The 26,758-nt window shown below is 64.9% G+C and carries 27 protein-coding genes and 1 pseudogene; 12 read left to right on the top strand and 16 right to left on the bottom strand.

Going from position 1 to position 26,758, the window contains the following annotated elements; all coding sequences use genetic code 11:
* Positions 1-14 precede the first annotated feature (14 nt).
* The 4 genes from AC3WRV_RS09995 to AC3WRV_RS09980 are packed head-to-tail and all read right to left on the bottom strand — an operon-like array spanning position 15 to position 1,808.
* Positions 15-458, bottom strand: a complete 444-nt coding sequence (locus AC3WRV_RS09995; protein ID WP_492313121.1) for a VOC family protein — start codon at positions 456-458, stop codon at positions 15-17.
* A gap of 16 nt (positions 459-474) precedes the next feature.
* Complete coding sequence (locus AC3WRV_RS09990; RefSeq protein ID WP_492313120.1) at positions 475-948, bottom strand: SRPBCC family protein; 474 nt, start codon at positions 946-948, stop codon at positions 475-477.
* Between the two features lie 22 nt (positions 949-970).
* Positions 971-1,474 (bottom strand): SRPBCC family protein, encoded by a 504-nt coding sequence (locus AC3WRV_RS09985; RefSeq protein ID WP_291833748.1) that lies wholly within the window; start codon positions 1,472-1,474, stop codon positions 971-973.
* Positions 1,458-1,808, bottom strand: coding sequence for an ArsR/SmtB family transcription factor (locus AC3WRV_RS09980; protein ID WP_492313119.1), 351 nt, complete (start codon positions 1,806-1,808; stop codon positions 1,458-1,460). The genes AC3WRV_RS09985 and AC3WRV_RS09980 overlap by 17 nt, the downstream gene beginning before the upstream one ends.
* 113 nt (positions 1,809-1,921) lie before the next feature.
* Here AC3WRV_RS09980 and AC3WRV_RS09975 point away from each other — a divergent pair, with 113 nt between their 5' ends.
* Entirely contained in the window at positions 1,922-2,401 is a 480-nt protein-coding gene (locus AC3WRV_RS09975) for a nuclear transport factor 2 family protein (RefSeq protein WP_492313118.1), read from the top strand.
* Here the strand turns inward: AC3WRV_RS09975 and AC3WRV_RS09970 are convergent.
* Positions 2,398-3,306 (bottom strand): hypothetical protein, encoded by a 909-nt coding sequence (locus AC3WRV_RS09970; RefSeq protein ID WP_492313117.1) that lies wholly within the window; start codon positions 3,304-3,306, stop codon positions 2,398-2,400. The two genes, AC3WRV_RS09975 and AC3WRV_RS09970, sit on opposite strands and share 4 nt — an antisense overlap.
* A gap of 124 nt (positions 3,307-3,430) precedes the next feature.
* Here AC3WRV_RS09970 and recO point away from each other — a divergent pair, with 124 nt between their 5' ends.
* The 7 genes from recO to AC3WRV_RS09935 all read left to right on the top strand — a co-directional run bounded on the left by recO (position 3,431) and on the right by AC3WRV_RS09935 (position 11,404).
* The gene (gene recO / locus AC3WRV_RS09965; RefSeq protein WP_492313116.1) at positions 3,431-4,162 is read left to right on the top strand and encodes a DNA repair protein RecO; all 732 of its coding nucleotides are present in this window, start codon (positions 3,431-3,433) and stop codon (positions 4,160-4,162) included.
* A gap of 182 nt (positions 4,163-4,344) precedes the next feature.
* A complete protein-coding gene (locus tag AC3WRV_RS09960; protein WP_492313115.1) occupies positions 4,345-6,690 on the top strand; it encodes a TonB-dependent receptor in 2,346 nt (781 codons plus the stop codon).
* Between the two features lie 136 nt (positions 6,691-6,826).
* On the top strand, positions 6,827-9,028 hold the full coding sequence (gene parC / locus AC3WRV_RS09955; RefSeq protein ID WP_492313114.1) for a DNA topoisomerase IV subunit A: 2,202 nt from the start codon (positions 6,827-6,829) through the stop codon (positions 9,026-9,028).
* On the top strand, positions 9,025-9,393 hold the full coding sequence (locus AC3WRV_RS09950; protein ID WP_492313113.1) for a putative immunity protein: 369 nt from the start codon (positions 9,025-9,027) through the stop codon (positions 9,391-9,393). The genes parC and AC3WRV_RS09950 overlap by 4 nt, the downstream gene beginning before the upstream one ends.
* Positions 9,394-9,483: 90 nt before the next feature.
* Positions 9,484-10,053 (top strand): LemA family protein, encoded by a 570-nt coding sequence (locus tag AC3WRV_RS09945; RefSeq protein ID WP_492313112.1) that lies wholly within the window; start codon positions 9,484-9,486, stop codon positions 10,051-10,053.
* A 9-nt stretch (positions 10,054-10,062) separates the two neighbouring features.
* The gene (locus AC3WRV_RS09940) at positions 10,063-11,097 is read left to right on the top strand and encodes a M48 family metallopeptidase (RefSeq protein WP_492313111.1); all 1,035 of its coding nucleotides are present in this window, start codon (positions 10,063-10,065) and stop codon (positions 11,095-11,097) included.
* Positions 11,098-11,110: 13 nt separating this feature from the next.
* Entirely contained in the window at positions 11,111-11,404 is a 294-nt protein-coding gene (locus AC3WRV_RS09935) for a DUF6958 family protein (protein ID WP_492313110.1), read from the top strand.
* Here the strand turns inward: AC3WRV_RS09935 and AC3WRV_RS09930 are convergent.
* Complete coding sequence (locus tag AC3WRV_RS09930) at positions 11,361-12,146, bottom strand: arginyltransferase (RefSeq protein WP_492313109.1); 786 nt, start codon at positions 12,144-12,146, stop codon at positions 11,361-11,363. The two genes, AC3WRV_RS09935 and AC3WRV_RS09930, sit on opposite strands and share 44 nt — an antisense overlap.
* A 127-nt stretch (positions 12,147-12,273) precedes the next feature.
* Complete coding sequence (locus AC3WRV_RS09925; RefSeq protein ID WP_492313108.1) at positions 12,274-13,176, bottom strand: flagellar motor protein MotB; 903 nt, start codon at positions 13,174-13,176, stop codon at positions 12,274-12,276.
* A gap of 127 nt (positions 13,177-13,303) precedes the next feature.
* On the opposite strand from AC3WRV_RS09925, the gene AC3WRV_RS09920 reads away from it, so the two are divergent.
* From AC3WRV_RS09920 to AC3WRV_RS09910, 3 genes and pseudogenes are all read left to right on the top strand, one after another.
* The gene (locus AC3WRV_RS09920) at positions 13,304-13,807 is read left to right on the top strand and encodes a flavin reductase family protein (RefSeq protein WP_492313107.1); all 504 of its coding nucleotides are present in this window, start codon (positions 13,304-13,306) and stop codon (positions 13,805-13,807) included.
* Entirely contained in the window at positions 13,804-14,667 is an 864-nt protein-coding gene (locus AC3WRV_RS09915; protein WP_492313106.1) for an NAD(P)-dependent oxidoreductase, read from the top strand. Before AC3WRV_RS09920 ends, AC3WRV_RS09915 begins: the two co-directional genes overlap by 4 nt.
* 360 nt (positions 14,668-15,027) lie before the next feature.
* Positions 15,028-15,252: pseudogene (locus tag AC3WRV_RS09910) on the top strand (nucleotidyltransferase family protein); the annotation flags it as partial.
* 93 nt (positions 15,253-15,345) lie between these two features.
* Here the strand turns inward: AC3WRV_RS09910 and AC3WRV_RS09905 are convergent.
* From AC3WRV_RS09905 to AC3WRV_RS09870, 8 genes are all read right to left on the bottom strand, one after another.
* Positions 15,346-16,122 carry a DUF2971 domain-containing protein gene (locus AC3WRV_RS09905; protein WP_492313105.1) on the bottom strand — a complete coding sequence of 259 codons (777 nt, stop codon included), beginning with the start codon at positions 16,120-16,122 and terminating at the stop codon, positions 15,346-15,348.
* A gap of 36 nt (positions 16,123-16,158) precedes the next feature.
* A complete protein-coding gene (locus tag AC3WRV_RS09900) occupies positions 16,159-17,319 on the bottom strand; it encodes a hypothetical protein (RefSeq protein ID WP_492313104.1) in 1,161 nt (386 codons plus the stop codon).
* A 12-nt stretch (positions 17,320-17,331) separates the two neighbouring features.
* A complete protein-coding gene (locus tag AC3WRV_RS09895; protein WP_492313103.1) occupies positions 17,332-18,204 on the bottom strand; it encodes a hypothetical protein in 873 nt (290 codons plus the stop codon).
* A gap of 3 nt (positions 18,205-18,207) precedes the next feature.
* Positions 18,208-19,377 carry a hypothetical protein gene (locus AC3WRV_RS09890; RefSeq protein ID WP_492313102.1) on the bottom strand — a complete coding sequence of 390 codons (1,170 nt, stop codon included), beginning with the start codon at positions 19,375-19,377 and terminating at the stop codon, positions 18,208-18,210.
* Positions 19,355-20,752, bottom strand: coding sequence for an ATP-binding protein (locus AC3WRV_RS09885; protein ID WP_492313101.1), 1,398 nt, complete (start codon positions 20,750-20,752; stop codon positions 19,355-19,357). The genes AC3WRV_RS09890 and AC3WRV_RS09885 overlap by 23 nt, the downstream gene beginning before the upstream one ends.
* Positions 20,742-22,610 carry an ATP-binding cassette domain-containing protein gene (locus tag AC3WRV_RS09880; RefSeq protein WP_492313100.1) on the bottom strand — a complete coding sequence of 623 codons (1,869 nt, stop codon included), beginning with the start codon at positions 22,608-22,610 and terminating at the stop codon, positions 20,742-20,744. Before AC3WRV_RS09880 ends, AC3WRV_RS09885 begins: the two co-directional genes overlap by 11 nt.
* A 944-nt stretch (positions 22,611-23,554) precedes the next feature.
* Positions 23,555-24,193: a hypothetical protein gene (locus tag AC3WRV_RS09875; RefSeq protein ID WP_492313099.1), complete on the bottom strand. Its 639-nt coding sequence runs from the start codon at positions 24,191-24,193 to the stop codon at positions 23,555-23,557.
* 2 nt (positions 24,194-24,195) lie between these two features.
* The gene (locus AC3WRV_RS09870; RefSeq protein WP_492313098.1) at positions 24,196-24,873 is read right to left on the bottom strand and encodes an MvdC/MvdD family ATP grasp protein; all 678 of its coding nucleotides are present in this window, start codon (positions 24,871-24,873) and stop codon (positions 24,196-24,198) included.
* Positions 24,874-25,241: 368 nt separating this feature from the next.
* Here AC3WRV_RS09870 and AC3WRV_RS09865 point away from each other — a divergent pair, with 368 nt between their 5' ends.
* Positions 25,242-25,472 carry a hypothetical protein gene (locus tag AC3WRV_RS09865; RefSeq protein ID WP_492313601.1) on the top strand — a complete coding sequence of 77 codons (231 nt, stop codon included), beginning with the start codon at positions 25,242-25,244 and terminating at the stop codon, positions 25,470-25,472.
* 184 nt (positions 25,473-25,656) lie between these two features.
* Here AC3WRV_RS09865 and AC3WRV_RS09860 read toward each other — a convergent pair whose 3' ends face one another.
* Complete coding sequence (locus AC3WRV_RS09860) at positions 25,657-26,757, bottom strand: sugar kinase (protein WP_492313097.1); 1,101 nt, start codon at positions 26,755-26,757, stop codon at positions 25,657-25,659.
* Position 26,758 lies beyond the last annotated feature (1 nt).

The following is a 26,758-nucleotide window of genomic DNA, read 5'->3' as shown; positions in this document are numbered from 1 at the left end:
GCCCCGGAAAGCCGTCAGCCCTGAGCGGGCTTCCAGTCGGCCGACGGAATGGTGTTGACCATCCACGGCACGCCGAACTTGTCGATGAAGTTGCCGTAGCCCGGCGACCAGAAAGTCTCGGAAAAGTCCATGATCACCTTGCCGCCTTCGGACAGGGCGTCGAACCAACGACGGGCCTCAGCCCCGTCCTGGGTGTGCAGGGTGACGTCGAAGCCGTTCTTGGGCTTGTTGATATTGGGCGCCCAGTCGACGTCCATGTCGGCGCCCATGATCGCCTGATCGCCCACCTGCAGCCAGGCGTGCATCAGCCAGTCCTTGTATTGCGGGCCGACGGGCATGTCGGGCGGGCCTTCGCCGTAGGGGAAGGCGGCGGTGATCTCGCCGCCCAAGACCTTGGCGTAGAATTCGAACGCTTCCTTGCACTGGCCCCGGAAGCTGAGGCTGGTCACGATCTGCATGGCGTTTCCTCGGGTTCTATTTGTTGGCGGCCAGCCAGGTCTCCAGCCGGTCCGCGGTGCTGTTCCAGCCGTACTTGTGGCCGGTCAGGCTCTGTTCGGACTTCAGGCCCTCATGGGTGAAATCCATACGCGTCTGCCCGTCTTCGGTTTCTGTCAGGACCAGGGTCACCAGCGTCTCCACCGGCGGGCCGTCCTCGTGGGACTCGTCCCACTTGAAGGTGAAGACGAGTCGCTCGGGCGGGACGATCTCGCGATAGACGCCGCCCTGCCAAAGGTCCTGGCCGGTCTCGGGCGACCGCAGACAAGCCCGCCATTCGCCGCCGACCCGCAGGTCCTGTTTGACGCTGACCGCGGGCCATTCGACCGGCCCCAGCCACATGACCATCGCCTCGGGATTGGTCCACGCCCGCCAGACCAGGGGCCGCGGCGCATCGAAGACGCGCTGCATGTTCAGGGTCGGGCGTGGGGTTAGGTCTTCAGCGAGGGTCATGCGGGGCGCTCGGCGGGACGGATCAGTGGGTCTTCAGCAGTTCGGCCAGCTGGTCGGCGCAGGTCCCCCAACCTTCATGGAAGCCCATGGCCTCATGCTGTTTCATGGTCTCGGCGTTCCAGTGACGGGCCGTGGCCACGTATTCCGTCTTGCCGTCCGCCGTCGGCGTCAGCTCGACGGTGGCCACCATGAACGGCTGACCGGCCGGTTTCCAGTCCGGCGTCAGGGCGTCGGTGGTGATCCAGCGCTTGCCCGGCTCGACATGCAGGAAGATGCCGCTGTTGGGCATGGTCTCGCCGTCGGGGCCGTGCATGACGAAGTTGAACACGCCGCCGGGACGCGGATCGATCCGGACGTCCGACAGGGTCCACGGGCGCGGCACGAACCATTGCTGCAGGATCTCCGGGGTCATCCACGCCTTCCAGATTTGCTCGGGCGTCGCATCGATGGTCCGGCGCAGGGTCAGCGAATGTTCGTGCGCCACGCCGTCGGTGTTGCAAGGATTGGTGTCAGTTTCTTGGGCCATTGTCAGGGTCTCCTTTCTGGATTTTCTTCAGGTAGGCATCGAGGCGGTTGAAGCTGGCGTCCCAGTACCGGCGGTAGTGTTCCAGCCAGTCGGCGACGCTCTTCAGCGCCATGGGTTCGAGGCGGGCAGGGCGCCATTGCGCCTCCTTGCCCCGGCTGATCAGCCCGGCCTTCTCCAGCACCTTCAGGTGTTTCGACACCGCCGGAAGGCTCATGTCGAACGGTTCGGCCAGTTGGTTGACGCTGGCTTCGCCCTCGGTCAGCCGCGCCAGGATGGCCCGACGGGTCGGGTCGGCCAGGGCGGCGAACTTGGCGGAGAGGGGATCGGTTTCCATCGGGGCGCTTCGTATCTAACTGATAGGTTAAATGCGCCCCGGCCGAGGCGTTGTCAACCATTCGGTTAAATTAAAAATCCGACCTACCAATGCAGACCCAGACGGAGCCCGCCATGACGCCCTTGATCGCCGCCCTGATGCTGACCGCCGCGCCGCAAGCCGCCCCCTCGCCGGCGCCGTCCGCCGAAGTCGAGATCAGCCACGTGCTGGATCAGTTGAACGTCGCCTCGACCGCGGCGGACACGACCGTCTATTTCGACCTGTTCACGCCGGACGCCCGCTTCATCGGCACCGATGCGACCGAACGCTGGTCCCTGCCGGAGTTCCGCGCCTATGTGGAACCCTACTTCGCCCGGGGGCAGGGCTGGACCTACACGCCGCGGAACCGGGTCATCACCATCGCACCTATCGACTGCCGCTGCCTCGCCTGGTTCGACGAGGTGCTGGATAACGACAGCTATGGCGTGACGCGCGGCTCGGGCGTGCTGCGCCTCACCGAAGACGGCTGGAAGATCGAGCAGTATGTGCTCAGCTTCACCGTGCCGAACGACCGCGCCCGGGCCGTGGTCGAGGCGATCAAGGCCGCGAACTAGCGAACCTGGCGGGCGGCGTTCAGGCGCGTTTGCCGCGCCTGCTCCATCTTCTGCAGCTCCCGCTGGATCTCGTCGACCCGGCCAGCCCGGACGTTGAAGGCGTTCATGTCCCGGTCCGTCGTGAACATGATCTGGCCGCTCTCCACGCTCCAGCGAGTGCGGGACAGGATGTCGAGCTGGGCGTCCATCTCGGTGAACAGCATTTGACTGAGCTCGGCGCCGATCCCGGCCTGTTCGTATTCGCGGGCGACCGCGGCGTCGAAGTCGCGCAAAATCGCCTGGCGACGAGCGGCGGAGACCGGCACCCGGGCCAGTTCCGCGCGCGCCTGATCCCGAAGCCGGTCATCGCCGGCCTCGGCTCGGGCCGACAGCTCGCGCAGGGCCTTCAGCTTGTTGCGGGCGCGGGCCAATCCGCCGGGCGCGCCCAACGCCCGAGGCTCGAAGAAGTCTTGACTGACGATGGCGTCGCGCTCGGCGACGATCCGCTCAGCCTCGGCGTCGCGACGGGCGTCGACCCGCGCGCGCACCGCCGCGGCCGCCTCGTCCTCCGCGTTCATTCCGGCGCCGAGCGTGCGAAGGCCGGAGGCGGGCACGGCGCCGACGATCGCCACCCCGGCCAACAGGGCCAGCACCATCGCGCCCTTGGGCGAGCGGCGGCCGCCCAGGATGAAGTAGAGGATCAGCCAGACGACGATCGCGCCCGCCAGACCGCCCAGCAGGCCGACGCCGATACCCGCGGCCAGGTCCAGCGGCATGTTCGCCGTGCCGTTGACCGTCGTGAAGCTCTGGGAGACGGAAAAGACGAAGGCCCACAGGAAAACCAGGATGGAGCCGATCACCGGCCCGGCGGCGCCCGGCTTTCGCGGCTTCGCCCGGCGGGAATTCGAGGTTGGAAAATCGGTCATCGCACGCGCCCCCGCGAACTTCTGCAAGCGTCACGCTAGCCCGCCGCATCGCCCCGCCACAAGCCGGCGTCGTCCAGGAAATCACACGGTTGTTCCCGGGACGTTCTCCGGGCTAGTTGAAGCCATGGACTTCACCGAAGACGCCTTCGTCCTTTCCGCCCGCGCCCACGGCGACACCGGAGTGGTGGTCGACCTGCTGACCGAAGGGCAGGGACGCCGCGCGGCCTATGTCGCCGGCGGGGCCTCGCGGCGGATGAAGCCCTTCCTGCAGCCGGGCGCCCGGGTGGTCGCCGAGGTGCGGGCGCGGACCTCGGATCATCTCGGCTCGGCCCGACTGGAGCCGGTGGGGGAGGGGCCCAGCGCCCTGTTCGACGATCCGCTGGCGCTGACGGGGCTGGCCGCCGCCGCCGCGGTGGCGCAAGGCGCGCTGCCGGAACGGGAGCCGCACCCCGGCGCCTTCCTGGCCTTCGAGGCCCTGATGTCGGCCTTCATGATGCCGGACGTCTGGCCCGCCGTCTTCGTGCGCTTCGAGGCGGGGCTGCTGGAGGATCTGGGGTTCGGCCTGGACCTGAGCCGCTGCGCCGTCACCGGCGCCATGGACGACCTGATCTGGGTCAGCCCCCGCACCGGCCGCGCCGTCAGCCGCGAGGCGGGCGCGCCGTATGCCGACAAGCTGCTGCGCCTGCCGCCCTTCATGCTGGGCGCGCAGGCCGGGCTGGGCGAAGGCGATATCGGCGCCGGCTTTGACCTGACCGGGCACTTCCTCGAGCAGTTCGTCTTCCATCCCATGGACCGTCCCCTACCGCCCGCGCGGGTCTGGATGATCGACAAGCTGCGGGAAGCCGGGCGGCTGTGAACCCGCCGCCCATGGATAGGACGCCCACGGACCAAGGGTAGCCGTTCGGCCACGGCGGCGGGCAAACCCAACTGAACAGACCTCCGTCATGGAACCGCCGCCGAGACTTCGCCGAGCCGTCGCCGGCCACGCCTAAGGCCGCGAGACGTGCATTCGCACGACAACGTTTCTCGGGGACAACCATGACCATTCATCGCCTTCTGGCAGGCGCTTCCACGCTCGCGCTCGTTTTCGGCGGAGCGCTTTTGTCGCCGGGGCAGGCCCTGGCCCAGACCGTCGTCGCGAACCCCGATCCGGCGACTGCGCTTGATGAGGTCGTTGTCTTCGGACGCGGCCAAACCCGCCAGCAAGCGTCGATCACCGAGGCCGCCATCGCCGTCGAAGCGCCGGGCACCAGCCCGCTGAAGGCCATCGAACGCCTGCCGGGCGTCAGCTTCCAGTCGGCCGACGCCTTCGGGAACTACGAATGGTCGGCGCGCGTCACCCTGCGCAGCTTCAACCAGAACCAACTGGGCTTCACACTGGACGGCGTGCCGTTGGGCGACATGAGCTACGGCAATCACAACGGCCTGCACATCTCGCGCGCCATCATTTCCGAGAACGTCAGCCGCGTTGACGTGGCCCAGGGTTCGGGCGCGCTGGGCACGGCCTCCAGCAGCAATCTGGGCGGCACGATCCAATTCCTCAGCCGTCGGCCGGCCGAAGCGTTCGGCGTCGACGTCGCCGGGACCTACGGCGACGAAAGCACCATGCGCGGCTTGATCCGCCTGGACACAGGTGAGCTGTTCGGCCCCGACTCGCTGCGGGCCTCGCTTTCCTACGTCAACCAGCAGGGCGACAAGTGGAAGGGCGTCGGCGAGCAGAAGCAGCAGCAGATCAATTTCAACGCCGTGCTGCCGATCGGCCGCGGCCAGCTGTACGGGTTCGTCAATCACTCCGAGCGTCGCGAAAACGACTATCAGGACATGTCGCTGGAGCAGATCGGTCGCCTGGGACGCGACTGGGACAACATCTCGGGCGACTACGCCCTGGCGGTGCGTATCGCCGACATCTACCAGGCCAACCCAGGTGGCGACTGCCCGCAGTTGGGCGGCGGAACGGGCGCCAACAACTACCCGGGCGGCGTGGGATGCGTCGATGACGCCTATTTCAACGCGGCGGGCCTGCGCGATGACACCCTGGCGGCCCTGACCTTCTCGTATCCGATCACCGACGCCCTGGACGTGTCGCTGACCGGCTACGGCCATGACAACAAGGGGCAGGGCCTGTGGTGGACCCCCTATCTGGCGACGCCGGTCGGCGCTCCGGACCAGTCCGGGGCAGCGATCACCGCCCCCAGCCCGATCTCGGTCCGCACGACCGAGTACGATATCGAACGCCGCGGCGTGATCGGCTCGGCCAACCTTCGCCTTGGCGCTCACGAGATCGAAGGCGGCTTCTGGCTGGAGAACAACGACTTCAACCACGCCCGGCGGTTCTACGGCCTCACCCGCGCGGCCAACACGCGCAACTCCCTGGACTTCCTGGAGAACCCGTTCTCCACCCAGTGGGCCTATGACTTCGATACAGAGACCCGGCAGTTCTACGTGCAGGACACCTGGACCGTGATGGACGGCCTGACCGTCAACGCCGGCTTCAAATCCCTCAGCGTCGAGAACTCGGCCACCACTCTGGTCGGCGAGAACAAGACCGGCACGATCAAGGCCGAAGACAACTTCCTGCCCCAGATCGGCGTGGCCTATGACCTCAACGGGGATCACCAGCTGTTCGCCTCGTACGCCGAGAACATCCGGGCGTTCGAGTCTTCGAACACCGGCGGCCCGTTCTCGGCGACGGCGGCCGGGTTCGCCGCGCTTCGCGACAATCTGCGCCCGGAAAGCTCCAAGACGCTGGAGGCCGGCTGGCGCTTCCGCTTCGACCAGATCCAGGGATCGGTCGCAGCCTATCATGTCGAGTTCGAAGACCGTCTGCTGAGCGTCGCCCTGGGCGCGCCGATCCTGGGTCTCGGCAACGGCATCCAGAACGTCGGGTCGGTCCGCAGCCGCGGCTTCGAGGCGGCGGCGGTCTGGTCGTTCGCGGACAACTGGTCGGCGTTCGGTTCGTTCAGCTACAACGACTCGACCTACGAGGACGACGTCCGTGACGGCGTGGGCGCGCTGGTCGCGGCCACCGCCGGCAAGACCGTGGTCAACACCCCCGAGACCCTGGCCCGGGCCGAAGTCGCCTATGACGACGGCAACCTGTTCGGCACGTTGGCCGGCGCCTTCACCGGCGAACGGTACTCCAGCTACCTCAACGACGAGTCGGCGGACGCCTTCACCCTGGTCGAACTGACCGCCGGCTACCGCTTCACCGACGGCGCCTCCTGGTTGAACGGCACGGAGATCCAGCTGAACGTGACCAACCTGCTCGACGAGGACTATATTTCGACGGTTGGTTCGGGCGGGTTCCAGAACGGCGCGGGTCGCCAGACCTTCCTGCCGGGCGCACCGCGTCAGGCGTTCATCTCGCTGCGCCGCCACTTCTGATCGGGTCCAGCGGATGGGGCGTGAAGTCGCGCCCCATCCGCTATCCGGACCGCCGATCTGACGGCCCGATCTTCCATCCACAGAGCGGGCGGTTCAGGGGCTAGACTGGCGGTTCAAATCGTCCGATTCGGAACCCATGACCGTTCATACCCCCCCGCCGGAAGGCGGTCGCATCGTCGATGAGCCGATGAGCGAGGCGCTGTCCAAGCGCTATCTGGCCTACGCCCTGTCGACCATCACCAACCGGGCCCTCCCGGACGTTCGCGACGGCTTCAAGCCGGTGCACCGGCGCATCATGTACGCCATGCACCAAATGCGCCTGAACCCGCAGGCCGCGGCGCGGAAGTGCGCCAAGGTCGTCGGGGAGGTGATGGGCACCTATCACCCGCACGGCGACGCCTCGATCTATGACGCCCTGGTGCGCCTGGCCCAGGATTTCGCCCAGCGCTATCCTCTGGTCGACGGACAGGGCAATTTCGGCAACATCGACGGCGATAACGCCGCGGCCATGCGCTACACCGAGTGCAAGCTGACCGCCGCCGCCGTGCTGCTGATGGACGGCATCGACCAGAACTCGGTCGATTTCCGCCCCACCTACGACGACCAGGACGAGGAGCCGGTCGTCCTGCCCGCCGGCTTCCCCAACCTGCTGGCCAACGGCTCGTCGGGCATCGCCGTCGGCATGGCCACCTCGATCCCGCCGCACAACGTCGGCGAACTGATCGACGCCTGCCACCTGCTGCTGGAACGGCCGGACGCGACGACCGAAGAACTGGTGCAGATCGTGCCCGGGCCGGACTTCCCGACCGGCGGCGTGGCCGTGGAAGGTCACGCCTCCATCCTGGACGCCTATGAGACCGGGCGAGGAGGCGTTCGCCTGCGCGCCCGCTGGGAGACCGAGGACCTGGGCCGCGGCGTCTGGCGCATCGTCGTCACCGAGATGCCCTATCAGGTGCAGAAGTCGAAGCTGATCGCTGACCTCGCCGACCTGATCGAGAACAAGAAGGCCCCGCTGCTGGCCGACGTGCGCGACGAGTCGGCAGAGGACATTCGCCTCATCATTGAGCCGAAGTCCCGGACGGTAGAACCTGAAGTTCTTATGGAAAGCCTGTTCAAGCTTTCCGATCTGGAAGTCCGCTTCCCGATCAACATGAACGTGCTGGACGCCACCAACACGCCGCGCGTCATGGGCCTGAAGGCCTGCCTGCAGGCCTTCCTGGATCACCGCCGCGAGGTGCTGGTCCGCCGCGCCCAGTGGCGCATCGAACGCGTCGAGAAGCGGCTGCACCTGTTGGAAGGCCTGCGGATCGTCTTCCTCAACCTCGACGAAGTCATCCGCATCGTCCGCGAGGAGGAGCAGCCCAAGGCGGTCCTGATCGCGCGCTTCGGCCTGTCCGAAATGCAGGCCGACTACATCCTTGACACCCGCCTGCGTCAGCTGGCGCGGATCGAGGAAATGGCGATCGAGAACGAATACAAGGAATTGTCGAACGAACTTGCCAACCTGCAATCGCTTTCGTCCTCGCCGGCGAAGCAGTGGAAACAGGTCGGCAAGGATCTGGAGGCTGTGCGCAAGGCGCTGATCTCGCCGCGACGCACCACCATCGCCGAAGCCGTCGACAGCTCGGCCTTCGCGCCGGTCGAGGCCTTCATTCCGCGCGAGGCGATCACCGTCATCCTGTCCGAACGGGGCTGGATCCGCGCCGCCAAGGGCAAGGTGGACGATCCCTCGGAGCTGAAGTTCAAGGAGGGCGACAGCCTCGCCTTCCTGGTTCCGACCTATACGACCGACAAGCTGCTGGTCGCCGCCTCGGATGGGCGTATCTTCACCGTCGGCGCCGACAAGCTGGCCTCGGGCCGCGGCCACGGCGAGCCGCTGCGCCTGATGATCGAACTGGACGAGAAGGCCGAGATCATCAACCTGCTGGCCCATCAGCCGGGCGGCAAGCTGCTGATCGCGTCCAAGGCCGGCTACGGCTTCGTGGCCCCCGAAGATGAACTTCTGGCCCAGAAGCGCGGCGGCAAGCAGGTGCTGAACGGCGAGCTGCTGGCGGCGCTGCGCGTCACCGGCGACCACGTCGCCACCATCGGCGAGAACATCAAGGCGCTGATCTTCCCCGTCGCCGAACTGCCCGAGATGGGCCGCGGCAAGGGCGTGAAGCTGCAAAGCTTCAAGCAGGGCGGCCTTGTGGACGTCGCCACCTTCAACGCCGAACAGGGGCCGGAGTGGGCCGACGGCGGCGGCCGCCGCCGCAACTGGCCCGACTGGAAGGACTGGCTGGGCAAGCGCGCCCAGGCGGGCCGTCAGGGGCCGCGGGGCATGCGGAAGTTCCGGTGACGACCGGGGCGCGGGTCCAGCGGGAAACCGCCGCCCATCGCGCCCTGGCCCTTGAGGCCGCCCGCCAGGCCGAGTCCGTGCTCGCCCTGTTCGAGCGCGAACATCCCGATGACGGGCGCCCTCGGGCGGCCGTCGAAGCGATCCGCGCCTGGGCCGAAGGCCGTCGGGCGCTCGACCTGGCCGAGGTTCGACGTCTATCGCTGGCCTCGCACGCCGCCGCCCGCTCCGCCGCGACCGACGTCGCCCGGTTCGCGGCCCGTGCGGCGGGGCAGGCGGTCGCGACCTGGCACGTCCCCGCCCATGCGGAGGCCGTGCCCGGCTATGTCGCCAAGGCCCTCGCCGCGGCGGACGCAACGAAGGCGTAAGCCGATGACGCCGATTTCACTATTCGGCCCAAGGCCTCGGCCTCATACTGTCCGGAAGGGGCCGGAGATCTGGCCCGGTTGGAGAATGCAATGATCACCTGGATCATCATCGGCGTCGTCGTTCTGGTGCTGCTGTTTGTCGTCGTCGGCGGCTACAACAAGCTCGTCGCCCTGGACCAGCGCGCGGACCAGTCGTTCGCCGACATCGACGTGCAGCTGAAGCAGCGTCAGGACCTGATCCCGAACCTGGTCGAGACGGTGAAGGGCTACGCCACCCACGAGCGCGGCACCCTGGACGCCGTGACCCAGGCGCGCGCCGCCGCCGCCGGGGCCACTTCGGTCAACGACAAGGTGCAGGCCGAAAACATGCTGACCGGCGCCCTGGGCCGCCTGTTCGCCGTGTCGGAGGCCTATCCGGACCTGAAGGCCAACACCAATTTCCAGCAGCTGTCGGCTGAACTGTCGGACATCGAGAACAAGCTGGCCGCGGCCCGCCGCTTCTTCAACAATGCGGTCGGCGAGTTCAACGCCGTGCGCCGCCAGTTCCCGACCGTCCTGTTCGCCGGCCTGTTCGGCTTCGCTTCGGACAAGCCCTTCTTCGACGTGGGCGAGGGCGACCGCGCCGCCATGAACGCCGCCCCGCCGCAGGTGAAGTTCTAAGAACCGATCATGGGCGCCGTCGGGCTCCAGACCCACATCTGGGCGAACAACACGCGGTCGGTCATCCTGCTGGTGACCTTCCCCATCCTGCTGATCGGCATCATCTACGGCATCCAGCTCATTCTCATGGGGCTGGGTGTCCTGCCGGGCTCCGGCAAGGCGTTGGGCGACGACATGGCCCTGGCCGCCTCCTGGCTGGGGGCGACCATTCCGCTCGCCCTCGTCGTCGCCGCCGTCTGGTTCGCCATCGCCTATTTCGGCAGCCAGACCATGGTCGACATGCTGACCGGCGCGCGGAAAGTCGAACGCAGGACCGAGCCGGAACTCTATAATCTGCTTGAGAATCTTTCGATTTCGCGCGGCCTGCGCACGCCGACGCTGCGGGTCATCGACAACGACAGCCTGAACGCCTTCGCCACCGGTCTGCACGAGGGGCAGTACAGCATCACCGTCACGCGCGGACTGGTGCAGAGCCTGACCCGCGACGAGCTGGAGGCCGTGCTGGCTCACGAACTGACCCACGTCATCAACAAGGACGTGCGGACCATGGTGATCGCCTCGATCTTCGCGGGGATTATCAGCGTGCTGGCCGAGCTGGTGTTCCGGGCCTTGCTCTATTCCGGCGGCGGACGGCGGCGCGAGGACAACAAGAACGCCATGCCGTTGATCCTGATCGGCATCGCGTTCGCCGTGGTCGGCTTCGTCCTGGCCATCGTCATCCGCATGATGCTGTCGAGGACCCGCGAGTATGTGGCCGACGCCGGCGCGGTCGAATTGACCAAAAACCCCGACGCCATGATCTCGGCACTGCGCAAGGTCGAGGGCCGCTCCAGCCTGAAGGGGCCGGACGAGCTGCAGCAGCTGTTCCTGGACAACCAGCCGGACGGCGTCGGGCTGGAAGGCATGTTCGCCAGCCATCCGCCGATCCAGAAGCGTATAGACGCCCTGATCCGGTTCGGAGGAGGGCGCGACCCCGGTCCTTGGACGGGCGAGGAGGCCTATGGCTCATCCTTCTCCGCAAGCACCTCGGTCCCCATAACCTGAACTGGAACCGCCGATGGCGAAGCGGAAGATCGAGGTCGAGAATTTCACCAGCCCCGGCTCGGTCCAGTCCGTGGACGCCGACAAGTACGAGGCGATGCGGGCCGCCTATCTGAAAGCCGTGCCGCCCAGCGAACCCGGGGCGACGCCGGCGGAGATCCTTTCCGCGCTGAAGGGCGACCTGCCGCAGGATTTGTTCCCCGGCGGGGCCACGGCGGGCTGGTGGGCGAAATGCGTTCAGCTGGACCTGGAAGCCAAGGGCGTCATCAGGCGGGGTGATCGTTCCCCGGTCCGCCTTCGGAAGGCCTGACCGCTTCGTCGGTCAGCCGTTCCCAACCCAGCCGGGTCAGCTGTTCCATCGGCCGGAAGCCGGCCTTGTAGTCCATCTTCTGCGACCCGCGGACCCAGTAGCCGAGATAGACGTACGGCAGGCCCACGGACGCCGCCTGCCGGATGTGATCCAGGATGGCGAACCGGCCCGGACTACGGTCCTCCAGCATCGGATCGAAGAAGCTGTAGACCATCGACAAGCCGTCGGAGAGCAGGTCGGTCAGGCAGACGCCGACCAGATCGCCCGGCCCGCCGTCGGAGGAGGGCGCCCGGTATTCGATCACATGGGTGCGCACGGCCGTATCCTCGACCATGGCCACATAGTCGGCCCAGCCCATGCCGTTCATGCCGCCCTCGGAATGGCGGGCGGCGAGGTAGCGGCGCAGCAGATCGAACTGTTCGGCCGTGGCCTCGGCCTCGACGAGATCGCGCGACAGGCTCTCGTTGCGTTTCAGCACCCGCCGCTGCGAGCGGGAGAAGGCGAACTCGGCGACCGGCACGCGCACGGAGACACAGGCGTCGCAGGTCTCACAGGCGGGGCGGTAGGCGATGTTCTGGCTGCGGCGGAAACCGGCCTGGGTCAGCTCGTCATTGACGTGGGCGCCCTCGCTGAACGGCAGGTTGGCGAACACCTTCCGCTCGGTCTGGCCCGGCAGATAGGGGCACGGCGCGACCGAGGTCATGTAGAAGCGAAGCTGGCGCTGGGGAACGAACCGGGTCACGCGTCTAGGTCCGCATCCAATCCGGTCCGAATTCGGGCGACCTGTCCATGACGGGATTTGGCCCCGTGTTGCAGCGCAGCGCAAGCCCGTTCGCCCGTCACCCGAACCGGTCGTGACGGGCGGGCGGTCACAGGCTGGTGTCCGTGGGCAGGACCGGCGCCTCGCGCAGCAGCACGATGGCGATCCGGCGGTTGCCCGCCAGGGTCGGATCGTCGGGATAGAGGGGGTCCGAACCCGCCTTGCCCGAGACCTGGTAGACGCGGTCCGGATCGACGCCCGCCGCCTGCAGCACCAGCCGCGAGGCGTTGGCCCGCTCGGCCGACAGGGTCCAGTCGTTCGGGCCGGTCGCCCGGTTCGACCCCGGCGCCGCCGAGGTGTGGCCGGTGATGGAGATCCGGTTGGGCAGCTGGTTGATGACCCGGGCGATGGCGCGCAGCAAGACCTGGGCGCGGGCGTTCGGGCGCGAGGAGTTCTGCTCGAACATTGAGCGGCCTTCCTGATCGACCAGCTGGATGCGCAGGCCCTCCGGCGTCTGGTCGATGATCAGCTGTTTCGACAGCTCGGCCAGCTCCGGCATCGACTGCATGGCCTGACGCAGGGATTCGGCGGCCGAGGCGAAGTCGGCGGCCTCTCGGCGGGCGATCTCCTCGCGCAGCTGCGCCTCGCTGGCGCCCGTCAGATCCGAGCTTTGCCCCGCCTGTTCGGCCGGATCCTGCGGCGCTTCCGGCGCCAGCTGGGTGATGACCGAGTTGGACCCCGACGACTTGGCGCCGTCGTCGCCCAGCGAGGTTCCTCCCAGGATGCCGCCCGAGCCCGAGGTCGTCGCCGACACGCTGGCGGGGGCGAAGTATTCGGCGATGCCGCGCTTCTGCTCCGGATCGGTCGTATTGATCAGCCACATCAGCAGGAAGAAGGCCATCATCGCGGTCACGAAGTCGGCGTAGGCGACTTTCCACGCGCCGCCGTGGTGGCCGCCGTGGCCACCCTTCTTGATCTTCTTGATGAGGATCGGACGATCGCTCATGGACATGGAATACGGGCCTCAACCGGCGAAACTGATCGAGGTTTGAAGCAACAGGGTTAAGGCGACGTTTCCCATACGGCGCCTTGCTCAGACGGCGCTTGTTTTGCCGGGCGCGGCCCCCTAGGTCGGGGACGTGACGCTTGAACCGCCTCCGGAACACCCGACCGACGAGACCCTGGCCTATCGCCGGGCGCTGGGCGCGTTCGCCACCGGCGTCTGCGTGGTCACCGCCGACAGCCCCCAAGGGCCGCTGGGCCTGACCATCAATTCCTTCACCTCGGTGTCGCTGGAGCCGCGCCTGCTGCTGTGGTGCATCGACGAGCGGTCGGAACGCTGGCCGGTATTCGCCGCCGCCGAGCGATTCGCCGTTCACATCCTGCCCGCCACGGACCGCGAGACGGCCGCGCGCTTCGCCCGGGGCGTGGCCCTGCTGGAGCCCGGCGAGTTCGAACGCCGCCTGGACGGCCCGCCGTGCCTGCCCGAGGCGCTGGCCCGGTTCGAATGCACCGTGCATGACCGCATCCAGATGGGCGACCACATGGTCGTCATCGGCCGGGTCGAGGCCTTTTCCGCCTCGGACGGCGACGCCCTGACCTTCTGGCGCGGTCGCTACGGATCCCTTGGAGTGGACGAATGAAGACCGGTTTCGCAGGCCTGGGCGTCATGGGCGGACCGATGGCGCGCCATCTGGTCGCCGCGGGCCATGCGGTGGCGGGCTACAACCGTTCCCCGGACAAGGCCCGGACCTGGGCGGACGCCCATGGCGGCGCCTTCGCCGCCACGGTGGCGGAGGCCGCGGTCGGCGCTGAACTGTTCGTGCTGTGTGTCGGCAACGACGACGACGTGCGCCAGGTCGTGACGGAAGCCCTGCCGCATCTGGCCAGGGGCGCGGTGATCGTCGACCACACCACGACCTCGGCGAAGGTGGCGCGCGAGATGTCGGACCTGGCGGCGGGGCAGGGGGCCTTCTTCATCGACGCCCCGGTATCCGGCGGCCAGGCGGGCGCCGAGAACGGCCAGCTCAGCGTCATGGCGGGCGGCGACGCCGGGGCCCTGTCGCGGGTCGAGCCGGCGCTGATGGCCTATTCGAAGGCGGTCAAGCACATGGGGCCGTCCGGCGCGGGCCAATTAACCAAGATGGTCAACCAGATCTGCATCGCCGGCGTCGTCCAGGGCCTGGCCGAGGCGGTGCATTTCGCCGAGCGCGCGGGCCTCGACACCGACGCCGTCTATGACGCCGTATCCAAGGGCGCAGCGCAGTCCTGGCAGATGGACAACCGCTGGAAGACCATGGCCAGGGGCGAGTTCGAGTTCGGCTTCGCCGTCGACTGGATGCGCAAGGATCTGGGCCTGGTCCTGGACGAAGCCCGCGCCAACGGCAGCCACCTGGCGCTGACCGCGCTGGTCGATCAATTCTATTCCGAAGTTCAGGCCCTGGGCGGCGCCCGCTGGGACACCTCGAGCCTCGCAGCCCGCCTGCAGGCTCGCGCGCGGTAAGAATCCGCTGAGACGGTTTCTGCAAATTTTCAGCTAGAGCCTTGTGAAATCCACGGAATGCCTCAAATCGATCTCAAATTCCAACCCTTATTTCGCATAATATATCTTAGGCGATAAAAGATATGCGCGACCGCGTGTCGGCTTCTCCTGTGCCGAGCCATAATTGTTGGGCAAACCCATTCTTGTCCCCGTTCTGCCCGTTGTTTCTGTCTCAGATGGCTCACAATTAGCGCGCCCGTATGGGTGGTGTCGCTGCTGTTTGCTTCGTGGGATGCTGACGAATGCGCAGAGCCGACGTCATCGTCATAGTGAAGCAGCTGGAGCTTTCGCTTAGAGGGCAAGGCGTCTCAGCGATCTGTCTTTTTTGGATCCGTCGCACGGGAGACCCAGGACGACTTCTCGGACGTCGACTTGGCGTTTGACCTTGCGCCAAGCGCTATTGAGCATTTCTCTCTGATCGATCAGTCGCGCATTCAACGCCAACTCGTCGAAGCGCTTGGCACCAAAGTCGATTTGATCGAGAGAGCATATATTCGCCCACAGGTTTCTCATCGTGCAGAACGAGACATGATCCTGATATTCTAAGCCCCCTCCCCGCCCAATGTCCGCAACGCGCCAGGAGCGGACACTCAAAGGAGGCCGGAGAGCGGACATGCTGCCGGGGCGTGCGCTTGCGGCTCAAGCGTGTTTGTCCCTGGCATCTTTGGTCATTCGGCGGATGACTAAGTTCGTCGTGTAGGCGATTTCGTACTGGTCGATTTTCATCGAGTAGAGTGGGATTTTCGTCCTGCTGATTGCTCCGCGGATGGCTTGCACATGCGCCTTGTCGATGCGGGAGCCCATATAAATCGCGGAGATGCAATTTTGGCTGCGATAGCCGGCCCGTCCAGACGCTGAGCGGATAAGCCGCCATTCTCGCTCCGGTGCCCATCGAAGCGCTTTCGTTGAAAGCACCATCCGAGCTCGCTCGTCCGCCGTCTTCCTATCCTTCAGCAAAACCGGAGGCTTTTCATTGTATGCCATCTTAACAAACTGATGGTCATCACTGAGCTCCGCTAACAATTTCCGAAAATTGTACGCGATGCAGATTCCGCGAAACTCGTCGGCATAATGGGCCCACATCGGCTCGCTGATATTAGTCTCAGAGAATGAGGCAATCCCTAGCTGGTTCAACGCGCCTTCGACTTCAGCTTTAGAGACCTGATAGGACTCGGCCTTCTGCAGGAGCGCGCTTTCGGAATGCGCTCCTTCCATCGGGTCGTTGAGCTGCTTGTGCAGCGGACAGTAGATGTACCCGTCAATGATTGAACGAATCTCGCGTTCAATCTTCTGATCATTGAGCGGGCGGTATCGGTACAGCCGACTGGGCTGACTGTAGATTCGGATTGAAGCCATGCTTGATGATGATCCGATCTGGGAAAAAATGTCCAAATCATTGCCGCTGATAGCCCGCAAGGATGGAGGCCGCGCTTGCGGGCAGAACCGTTCTTGTCAGCGGTTGTCGCCGAAGATGCTGTCGACGATCCCGTTATCGTCCAGATCCTGAATGGTGATCGGCTTCACACTCGGATCGAGATCGACGAGCCGCGCTTCTTCGATGGCCTGCTGCATCGAGTTCACGACCTTCCGAGGCGTGCGGAAGGAGATCTGCCCCACCAAGCCGTCGATCGCTTCGGGCGTGAACGGGAATGCGCCGGTCTGATCCATGAGGGTGGAATCGACACGCCATTCGTCCATGATCTTGATCGCAAAACTGGTTGCGGCGGCCTTGTCGAGCACCGCGAACTCGATCTGACGATTGACCCGGCCGAGGACGTATTCCGTCAGGATCATCGGCACGACCTCTTGCACCACAGACATGGCGACCACCAGACCGAAGCAGTTTGGGCAGCCATCGTAGATGTGGCGCAGGAGATCGTTGACGTCCAAGACCTCCTTGGACGGTGCCGCTCTCAGGACATCGACTTCGTCGATCAGCAGATGAACCGATTGCCGGAACCGCTTCGTCTCATTCTTGAAGCGCATCTCGTGAACAAACAGATTCACGATGCGCGTGAACGCCGTCATGGCTTGGTAGTCTGAAAGATCCTTGGGTGCCAAGAGCGCAAGCACTTCGGACTTGCCTTTGCACGCGTATAGTTTCTTGGCAAAATTATACAGCTCTACAGACGGTAGGAGCTTCTCGATAACGTCTTCATTGTTAGCGTCAGCGCCGAGAGCGTGCTCGTCGATGTATTGGGAAATGCATCGCATCAGAAACTGCTGGTAGGCGATGACGTCGTCTGCGAGCGTCGTCTTAGCCAACAGGTCGTCTTTGAAGGCCCCCGCGAAGGTCAGACGCCCGCGATCTTTTTTCAGCGTGGGAATGAGGTAGGCAGCGGACTTCAGGTCCTGGCTATAGTTCCTCAGCCACTGCGCGGCCCACAGAAGGGCATGGGATTTCCCGGTACCGAAGTCGCCGTACAAAAGCAGGAAATTGGTATTGCCGACCTGCTCCGCCCGAGACCGCGCGAGGAACCGCTCGAGCAGGCCGCGCTCCTTCTCATAGCCGGCCCAAATGGACAGACGGGGATCGTCATCGAAGGTGGCGTTCGACCGGAACGGATTGTCCAATAGATTGCACTTCGCATAGAAGGTCGCGTGGTCGATCATCGAAGGCTCCATCTAAGAATGCAAACGGCGGTAGGTGACGATATCGGTGGCCTCGTCCACGAGCCGTAGACAATACTCAAAGGCGTCATCGTAGTCTGAACTCGGCACCTCGTAGCACAATTCGTCCGTGGTCCCGTGACTACCGAGCGCAAATGCGGGTTCCAACAGTTCAGCCGATCCTATGATCGCGGCGTTAGCGGCGGAACTCCCCTCCTCCAGGACGAGGTCGGGATCGACCTCCATCAAACTCAGGCGCGCATTGATGGACGAATGGAACCGCACATCGATCTTCCGGCGAGCCAGTTCTTCGAACTCCCAGAGCTGGTTCTTCTCTGGCGGCCGCGTCAGCAGGGTGACCGCCCCGTCTCGCCACAACACCCGGTCGATCAACTCGCCCACGAGGCCCGTGGGGCTCAACAGAGTGCTCGATATCGAGGGCGAGACGAGGATCAGACTGCGATGCGGGACCAGGGCCCTTTCGGCATAGACCTGAGCCAGCTTTCGCGGGTGAAGCGAGCCTAAGAAGCGCGTATCTCCGAGGCGAGGATCGCCGAGATCGATCTCGGTGTCCGGCGCCGCAACGACCTTCGTCGCCTCGGAGAGATTTTTCGGCGTCTTGAGGTGATCGGAGATCTTATGTTCGCCCGCGCGGTAGGCGTAGATGTCGTCATCCTTGCGTAAGAAGATCAGCCGATAGGCGCTATTGCCTGTGCTGATGTATCGAATCCACGCGTCGTCCACGCCATCATGCCGATGATCGTCATCCATGATGGGCAGGAAATCGCCCTTTCGGTCGACCAACTTCTTCAGCGCACGCTTGGCGAAAGACGGCTCAGGATGAGAGATCAGATCAGCCAGGAATTCGCGGCAGATGAACAGCGTCATTGATTAGCGAAGTGCGATCGCGAGTTCAGCTTCTCTGGACCGACGCGCGGTTAACCGAGGGCTGTCGGATTGCATCTCTTTGTCAAACACCGCCGGTAAAGGCAGGGGCGCTTGGCCTAGGCTTTTGGCGATCTCAAGTCGGTACAATACCCGCCCCAGCATCTGATTGCGAATCATCCGTTTGGATTGATTAATCGACCAGTAGAGGGAGAACCAACGCTCGACGTCATTGATCGCCCGCTCATGCACGCCTGCCCCCCACGGCACGGGTTCGCCGATCAGGTCCAGGCCCCGCGCAATCACTACCATGAATGACCAGGAATCCAACCTTGGATAGTAGTTTCCTGAGCCGATCCCGGTCGGATCGACCTCATGGTCTAGAGGCCACATTGCGATGCAAGAGGGTCCGCCGAAGCCGGCGTCGCTCACCACATCCAACAACTGGCGGCCCCGGGCCGTCGGACTGCCCGTCGCGTCCGCGAGGCCTAGGGCGAGCGCCCAGGCGCGACGAGTGACGAGCGTCTTCCTGAGATAGTCGGCGCTGAGGTGAATGGCCGGACGGGAGACGGTGCCAGACAGTAGCCCCTGACCGAGTGGTGAGCCCACGGGCGGCAACCCAAGACCGCGGCCCTGACCGCCGCGGCTGCCGCTGTTGTTGGACTGAAGCTCGATGTTCACAGCTTTGTAAAACCTCCTGCGAAGATCCGCCGTAGAGAAGCGCTCCTCGAGGATGCTCCACTTGTGCTCGATCATCCGTTCAATGCTTTGACGGAATCCCTCTTCATCGAAACCGGACGCCAAGGCGTTCAGGAAGATGTCGCCATCGGCCGAGACGATCGCGTGGGTGAGGTAGAAGGCCGAAGCGCTTTCGTAATCAATATTGTCCCTATCGCGCCAGGTCACCCCAAGCGCATCGCCCATTTCAAGAACGGCGACCTCTCCATTCTTCACCGAGACGACGCCGAGGCTTCGAAGGACGTCGAGCACATTGAGGGTCTTCAGACGCCAGTCCTGTTGGACCAGACGCACGACATCCCCGTAGCCGAAGACCTCGGCGTCGCCATAGGCGACGCCGAAGGCTCTCACGCGATCGAGTAAAAACTCCAGCCCGACCGAATAACCGATCTTGCGTATGAAGGGCGTGAAGTCGCTAGAGGGGGCTGTAGCCAGCATGGGCCGTGATCCTCGGACGCATTTGAAGCAACACCACGCGGCTCGTGCCTTGATCGCCGATGAAGCACTGACCGGCGTCGAGCAACCGCACCATGTCCCCGAAATCTGTGAGCTTGGTGGCGCTGACCCGCATGGCTGAGAGTGTCTTGGTCGGGATGCGACTGATGGAGGCCGCGATGTCGCTGGAGAAACTCAGTCTGTGCGCAAGCGAGATGTTGACTTGGCTAAGGACACGATCGTCCACGGCCGAGGGTTGCTGAGTGGCCAAGACCAACGACAGACCAGCATCTCGCCCGCGCTTCACATATTCGACAAGCGCCGCGCGCCCGGGAGACGAGCCCTGGCTTGGGCAGACGACATGGGCTTCGTCGATCAACAGCCACACGCGGCTCGGGAAGTTCTCAGCCTGCTCGCCGGTCGAGAAGAACTCATCGACCCGGCGCCGTTGATGGAAGCGCCCCATGGTCGTGAACAACTGGCGCGCCAGGATGGCGGTCACCAGCGCCTTGTCCTCATCCCTCAGTTCCCTGAGCATGAAGACATTGCAGCGCCCTCCGACGAGAAGCTCTGAAATGTCGAGCCCGTCTTTCGAAAACAGGCCGGTCCGCTGGTAATCCTCGAGCCGATATTGAAGGACGTTCCTGGACGCCTCTGCGACCCCCGGCCAGTTGGCGGCCGAAGCGATGTAGGTGATCATCTCCTCAACGGAATAGTTTGAGCCGGCGAACCTCTCGAGGGTCTTGGCGAGGACATGCCCCTGCGGGCCATAGATCTCTTGGCCCAAGAGGCTGCACCACTCTTCGTGGAGAACATCCTTCGGGCGGATCTGCAGCGGCTCTTCATCACCGAGAAACCGGGTGGCTCCGGGCGGGACGTAGAACTTCACGTCTGCGAGTTCAGATGGCGAAAGGTTCCACTCATCCAAGGCCGCCTTTTGGGCGGCATGGATGGGCAGGTCGTCTTTCGGCGAAAAGCGCAGGGTCCAGAACTGGCTTTGGGTATCGATCAGAAAAGACGCGATCGGCGTGACGTCTCGCTGCACGGGCGAGGCGGCCTTCAGCTTGGACAGGCCCTCGATCAGGATGCCTAGGTCGACGCTCTTGCCGCTTCCCCGCGTGCCGGTGATGTAGACCACGTGCGGAAAGCTGGTGTCGAGCCAGGCGTCGGATCCGAGATAGCTGGTTCCCGTCCCGGACTCGAGCACCTTGCCGAGGTATAGGAGATCGCTCGCCTCAGCGTTGACGCTCTGGCGTCCGAAGATGATGTTTCGCCCCTTGGAGACATAGGTCTGCTTTACCAGCGGATCGAGCGTGACATAGGGGCTCGTATCAATCGTCAGCCCGAACGCCTCTGAAATCTTAGTGCTAAATGGCATCCAGCTGCTCCCGCCATGTCCTGCGGGTTCCACTGCCGCTGGTCGACAGATGGATCACTTGGGACGGCTTCAACGCCTTGAGAAAATGACCATGGTTTGCGGCCGCCACAATGGCGATCCGGCCTTCCTTCTTGACGATTTCACGCAGGCGCTGGGCGACGATCCGCGCCGAAATGGGATCAAGGTCAGAGCAGAACTCGTCGATCAGCCAGACCGGATCGTCCTGCAGCATGAGGTTCGCCAACATGGCGCGGTATCGCTGACCTCGGCTCAGCATCCAATAGGGTTTCAAGAACAATAGGGCTTCGCTCAACCCCACTCGCGCAAGGGCGTGGAAGGTACGCTCCGGCCCGAAAGGCTCGGCCAAGACCTCGAAGATCGGCCGATCTTCGGGGAGAGGGCGCAACCATCCCGCGCGGTAATCCTTCGGCGTAACCTCTCCCGTCACCTTGGCGGTGTCCTGCCGCCAGGCTGGGTCGAGCGCGCTTAGCAGCATGCTCTTGCCGCAGCCGCTGGCGCCGGCGACGAAGGTGACAGAGCCGGGCGCGGCGCTGAAATCGATTGGACCGATGAGCTTTAGGGACACGGTGTCATCGACGATGCCGAAGCCGTCCATGATCATCCGGGTCTGGGGAGTGATGGGGACCTGATAGTTCGACCAGACCTCCAGAGCCCGTACCTGCAGATCGACGCGAGCAACATTGGGCTTGGACTGAGCACGGTTCGGGAGGTCGATGCGGGCCTTCTTCACATAGGCGTTGGAATATTCATCGAGGCCGATCATGTAATAGGGGATCGGGGACCGCACGATCGGCCTGAGCGCCAGCCATTCCGACACATCCATGCTGGCCCATGAATCGTCCGACTTCACCACATAGCCGATCTTGGCGATGAGGGAGACTGGATCCTCACCCGAACCCGCGCGATATTTATTGAAGAGGCTGTGGTACTTCCGCTGTAGGCTCATAATCCCTGAAACACCCGACGCTCCGTTTTCCATGCTGGTCAGATCTTTGGCCAGCCGCGCGCGATTGCCCTCAGTCTCGCCGAGGTAGGTGAACCCTGAAGAGGACACGAAATCGATGTGCTTCAACATCTCCGCGGAGATCTCGAGGAACAGACATTTCTGACCGGCGATGTGCCAGCGGTCTCGCGCGAATCGGATCGCGTTCCGAACGAGCGGACCGGCGAGAGCGGCGCCTCGATACTCGGGGTGCACTACGACGCGCGCGATTCTCGCGATGCGGTTGACGAGCGACTGCCCGCCTTTTTTCCAGGTCTCCCAGGAAACATCCAAGGTCGGGTGATCGAACTGGCTCGAGAAGGCGCGGTGCCGCGGCTTGGCCATCATCAACGGCATCTGCAGCTCGATGTAGCCGACGGTTCGCCAGTCTGATCCGAGCTTCAATTGCAGCATTAGAACCGCGCGCCGCCCGCCGAGCCCCTTCTTCTTCGGCGCTCCAGGACCGCCGGAGAGGTTTGTGCCGCGGTAATGGAAGCCCTCAAGATAGGCGAAATCAGCCATCTCCGCGGCGGTCGTGATTTCAGAGACGCGCGCCTCAACCTTGTCGCCGGCGAAATCGATCGTCTCGGTGGCCTCGAAGACGGGCGTCAGCACGATGCTTTTCGCGCCGCTCTCGGCCCGACAGGCGATCAGCCGCTCAACGCCCTGCCTCACCTCAATGACGTCGCCGGGGCCGACCATGGCGAACCGATGCAGGTCGATCTGAAAGGTCGAGCCATCACGCGCTGTAAGCGACACGCGCTTGATTGCGCCTCGCGGCGTCGTCGACCGGACCACGAAGCCCGGCGTCTTCTCCTCCGACATCACTGGATTGGTCAGCTGGCCGTCCGCCACGTCTTACACACCGTCATTAGAAAACACCGCACCGCCGGGAACAGCGGGCGGGCGACCGAAAAGCCAACTCGTCGACCTCCGCGCCTGCCGGACCACGCCCGTGGATACGACCGTAGGAGAAAGGGCGAGCGAGGTCACCCACGACCTGTGATCGTCGCCGCATTGTTCGGTCGATCGCGCCGTACTCGCGATCCTCGACCATGACGAAGAGACACTGATCTCCCGAAGCGCGCGCCCAACGCTCACCGATCAACCGCGTCTAGTGGGTGTCGCCCGCGTCGGCCAGCATGGCGTCCTTGTATTCGACGACGAGGACCCTGTCCGTCAGCCCAGCGACGAAGTCCGGATAGAATCAGTCTTTCGATGTCGCCAGTCGGAACGCATAAGACCGACGCACGAGGTTGCGAACCCATCGTTTGACCTTCGGATGAATGTCGATCGCGACCGCGCACTGCTGTCGAAGGCTCCGATCCGCCCCGAATGCAGATGTTTGGTGAAGACCGTCCGGCCCACGTATCGCCGGGCGCTGTCGGGCCAATAGCGGTCGGGATCGAAGACCGCGACGTGAGAGGTGACAAGGGCCAATCGGTCGGCGAACAGGCACTGCTCGAAGCCTCGGATTGGCGGAACCGGTGCCGGGTCAATTGCTCCAGATTGAACCTTGACTGGACCCGGGCCGTGAGCGCGTTGCAAAGGACGGTCTGCAAGGAGGCCAGAGTCACGTCCGGACGCGCGATGGGCGCGGGCCGTCCTCAAAGCGCTACACTTCAGTTGATGATTTCGACCGCGACAAGAGCCAAAATCGTTGGAGGGCTCTCGGTGTCGCCATAAGCGGACCTGCGCGACGGCCGCTATGAGTCAGTTTCAGACATCGGACCGCCGCCGAAAGGCGGACATTCGTTTGGCAGATCCACCATGTCCGCAGCACGGCTGCACTAACCCGGTCAGAAGCTAGTCTTGTCCGCCGTCACAGTCGGGACAGGTCGCTCAGAAACGATGGCCATCATCGGTTCCCAAGCATAGCGGCAGCCGATGGCGATCAAGAAGACGGCGAAGGCGCGCACCGCGAACACATGGGCCATCTTCACACACGTGACCTTGAAGTTGATGCGGGCACGATCCCGGCGGACGCTGGTGAACTTGCCGCGGATGAGGGCGGCCTTGCGGTCGGGACCCGCCCACCGGGACAGGAGATCCACCGCATCCAGTCGCGATGCGATGCCGACCTCAAGGCATCGAAATGCCCATCGCCCGCTCTGGAACAGATAGGCCCCAGCCGCGACGAACAGTATTAGCGTGACCAATGTTCGAACGAGGTCGCCGTCCCGGCCTAAAGTCGCCGGCGTGACCGCTGCGAGAACAGGTGTCAGTACCCCCGCGATCGCTAGATAGGTGTTGGCGCGGGCTTCCACTGTGCGCCGTCGCTCTAATTCTGAGGCCGCCAGAAGGCGCGCCTCTTCGATAAGGGTGTCGAGGTCGTCCTCAATGGGATCGGTCTCGATTCGATCGAGATCAATCCGAAGCCGCTCAGCGTCCTCGGCTTCACCGTCCGCTTCGAGGATGGGCCAGAAGAACTCGCGCAAGTTCATGCTACGCGGCTCGCTAGATGATCGACGATCGCGGATGCGATCGGAAGGCCGGTACGGGTCTCGATCCAGGCCCACTGTCCGTTGGGATTGCACTCGAGAAACCAGTAGTCACCACTTCGGTCTTCAACGAGATCGATCGCGCCATAGGTCAGGCCAAGCTCGGCGACGAGCTCAATGCATTTGGCGACCACGTCTGGCGGCAAGCTGATCGCTTTGTGCGGCAGATCGCGTGAGGCCCCGCGACGCCAATCTACGACGGCCTCGGGCTGGTCTTGAGAGTCGATGGCGGCGGCGAAGACGCGCTCGCCCACCACGGTCACGCGAAGGTCCGTCGTCTTGGTAATCTCACGCTGCAGGATCAACGGCGCAGCGCGAATGCTGCCTGCGTCACGCGCTTCCGCCCGATCCAGCCGCGAGGTAAACATCACCGCTTCCTCGGCACCGTCGAGAAGCGCTTCACGTAGGGGCTTGGCGATGCTGGCACCGCTCTCCACGAAGGCGGCGAGCCGATTGGGATCATTGGTGACCATGCCGTGGGGAATCTGGAACCCGAGCCGCTGCGCCGCGCGCAGCTGTCGCGGCTTGTCTTCAGCAAGGCCGATGGCGTTGGGCGAGTTCAGCCATAGCGGGTCGAGCCGGAGGTACGCCGCCAGGTTCAGAGCGCCGCGGAGCACGCTTTCACCACCTGGCTCCGCCGGGAGATGACCATCTCGATCGACGCCTTCAACATGCTGACCGCCTGCCCCGTGAGCGGGCGACCTGAGCCGCTTACGGCCGTCGGCTCTCTATGACTACATGGTTTCAGGCACACGAACCGCGCCTGAAACCCTGCCCGTCGGCGAGACCAGGATAGCTAGGGCCCGTCGGACCCGCCGGTCCGACGGCGCAGCCGCTTCGCCCTGGCTGGCGCGAGGGGGCGGAGCCCTTAGCGCTGTCGGCGGCGTGCGACCCGCGCCCGTTGTCGCCCTGCCCGCTTTCACTCGGCAGGGAACCTTGGACGGGGTCCGCCGTTTCCGGCGCCGTCGTGAAAGAGAGTGGCGTGATGTCCTACTATTGCATCGTCAACCTGCCAGGCGCGCCGGTCCGCGAGATCGCGGCTCTCGGCGCGGCGGACGACGAGGCGGCGCGCGCGGAACTCGCCCGGCTGGCCGAGCTCTGGCCGGCGTTCGAGACCATCGCCCTTTATGACGGCGAACGCGCGGTCTCGGTGTTGGCCAATCCCGCCTTTGGCTTCTGCTCGGAGCCGCTCGAGCTGCGAACCTTGGCCGCTTGAGCCGTCCCGGCTGACCCTGCTCGGCGACTCCCTGACCGCCGGCTACGGCCTGCGCCCCGGGGGCGGCCCTTCCGGTCCGGCTCCAGGCGGAGCTGGAAGGGCTCGGCCGGCCCGTGACCAACGCCGGCCGTTCGGGCGCGCCGGATGGCTTCGGGCCTCTTGCTCCGAACCTCTCCGCCTCCACTCAGCGCCGGGCGGCGGCCTTGTCGCCGCGGACCAGGGCCTCGACCTCGTCCTCACCGACATTGGCGTTGTCGCCGGGCGTGGTCATGGCCAGGGCGCCGTGGGCTGCACCGAGTTCGGCGGCGCGCCGTCCGTCCTCGCCGTTCAGCAGGGCGTGGATGACGCCCGAGGCGAAGGCGTCGCCGCCGCCCACCCGATCTAGGATTTCCAGATCGGATCGCAGCACCGAGACGTGCCGATCGATCCGGTCATGGAAGACGCCCTGCCAGCTGTTCGCCGAAGCGCTGCGCGGATCGCGCAGCGTATAGGCGACGCCCTTCAGGTTCGGGAACATGCCGAAAGCCAGAGTGGCCGCCCTAGCCGGGGGCGCGGGATCCGTCGGCCAGCCGCGGCGACCGGCCCAATCGTCGGCCAGCCCCAGACAGGCGCGCAGTCCATGGTCATCGCCGAACAGCAGGTCGGCCTCGGCGATGATGCAGCGGTTCACCTCGCGCGCCGCCGATGGATCGGGATGGCTGTTCCACAGGCTGGCGCGATGGTTCAGGTCGTAGGAGACCGGCACCCCATGCCGACGCGCCGCCTTCACCGCCGCGACGGCGGTGCGCGCCGTGCTCTCCGACAGAGCCGCGAAGATGCCGCCGGTGTGCAGCCAACGCGCGCCGCCGGAGCCGAACAGGGCATCCCAGTCGAAATCCTCGGGCGTCAGGGCCGAGGCGGCGGAGTTGGCCCGGTCCGACACGCCCAGGGGCGCCCGGACGCCAAACCCCCGCTCGGTGAAGTTCAGCCCCACGCGGGTGTTCCGTCCGATGCCGTCCCACTCGCGCCACAGGACATGACGGACATCGACCCGCGCCGAGGCGATCAGGGACTCGGTCAACACGCCCAGTTCATTGCGCGGCAGGGCTGTCAGCACCGCGGTCGGACGGCGGAAGGTGCGGCTCAGGCCGCGCGCGACATTGTACTCGCCGCCGCCTTCCCAGACGTTGAAGGCACGGGCGCTACGCACCCGGTCCTCGCCTGGATCGAGGCGCAGCATGACTTCGCCCAGAGCGACACAGTCCCAGGCCCGGCCTTCGGCGGCCGGGACCGCCCAGCCGGTCATC

This window comes from Brevundimonas sp. EU05-FHT14B11, from assembly GCF_058790835.1.
The sequence above is the reverse complement of the archived record's forward strand: the minus strand, read 5'-3'. Positions and strand labels throughout refer to the sequence as shown.

Bases quoted from the DNA above. Each gene is read 5' to 3' on its own strand.
- AC3WRV_RS09995 (WP_492313121.1), bottom strand. From the start codon at position 458: ATGCAGATCGTGACCAGCCTCAGCTTCCGGGGCCAGTGCAAGGAAGCG.
- AC3WRV_RS09990 (WP_492313120.1), bottom strand. From the start codon at position 948: ATGACCCTCGCTGAAGACCTAACCCCACGCCCGACCCTGAACATGCAG.
- AC3WRV_RS09985 (WP_291833748.1), bottom strand. From the start codon at position 1,474: ATGGCCCAAGAAACTGACACCAATCCTTGCAACACCGACGGCGTGGCG.
- AC3WRV_RS09980 (WP_492313119.1), bottom strand. From the start codon at position 1,808: ATGGAAACCGATCCCCTCTCCGCCAAGTTCGCCGCCCTGGCCGACCCG.
- AC3WRV_RS09975 (WP_492313118.1), top strand. From the start codon at position 1,922: ATGACGCCCTTGATCGCCGCCCTGATGCTGACCGCCGCGCCGCAAGCC.
- AC3WRV_RS09970 (WP_492313117.1), bottom strand. From the start codon at position 3,306: ATGACCGATTTTCCAACCTCGAATTCCCGCCGGGCGAAGCCGCGAAAG.
- recO (WP_492313116.1), top strand. From the start codon at position 3,431: ATGGACTTCACCGAAGACGCCTTCGTCCTTTCCGCCCGCGCCCACGGC.
- AC3WRV_RS09960 (WP_492313115.1), top strand. From the start codon at position 4,345: ATGACCATTCATCGCCTTCTGGCAGGCGCTTCCACGCTCGCGCTCGTT.
- parC (WP_492313114.1), top strand. From the start codon at position 6,827: ATGACCGTTCATACCCCCCCGCCGGAAGGCGGTCGCATCGTCGATGAG.
- AC3WRV_RS09945 (WP_492313112.1), top strand. From the start codon at position 9,484: ATGATCACCTGGATCATCATCGGCGTCGTCGTTCTGGTGCTGCTGTTT.
- AC3WRV_RS09940 (WP_492313111.1), top strand. From the start codon at position 10,063: ATGGGCGCCGTCGGGCTCCAGACCCACATCTGGGCGAACAACACGCGG.
- AC3WRV_RS09935 (WP_492313110.1), top strand. From the start codon at position 11,111: ATGGCGAAGCGGAAGATCGAGGTCGAGAATTTCACCAGCCCCGGCTCG.
- AC3WRV_RS09925 (WP_492313108.1), bottom strand. From the start codon at position 13,176: ATGTCCATGAGCGATCGTCCGATCCTCATCAAGAAGATCAAGAAGGGT.
- AC3WRV_RS09915 (WP_492313106.1), top strand. From the start codon at position 13,804: ATGAAGACCGGTTTCGCAGGCCTGGGCGTCATGGGCGGACCGATGGCG.
- AC3WRV_RS09900 (WP_492313104.1), bottom strand. From the start codon at position 17,319: ATGATCGACCACGCGACCTTCTATGCGAAGTGCAATCTATTGGACAAT.
- AC3WRV_RS09895 (WP_492313103.1), bottom strand. From the start codon at position 18,204: ATGACGCTGTTCATCTGCCGCGAATTCCTGGCTGATCTGATCTCTCAT.
- AC3WRV_RS09890 (WP_492313102.1), bottom strand. From the start codon at position 19,377: ATGCTGGCTACAGCCCCCTCTAGCGACTTCACGCCCTTCATACGCAAG.
- AC3WRV_RS09885 (WP_492313101.1), bottom strand. From the start codon at position 20,752: ATGCCATTTAGCACTAAGATTTCAGAGGCGTTCGGGCTGACGATTGAT.
- AC3WRV_RS09865 (WP_492313601.1), top strand. From the start codon at position 25,242: ATGTCCTACTATTGCATCGTCAACCTGCCAGGCGCGCCGGTCCGCGAG.
- AC3WRV_RS09860 (WP_492313097.1), bottom strand. From the start codon at position 26,757: ATGACCGGCTGGGCGGTCCCGGCCGCCGAAGGCCGGGCCTGGGACTGT.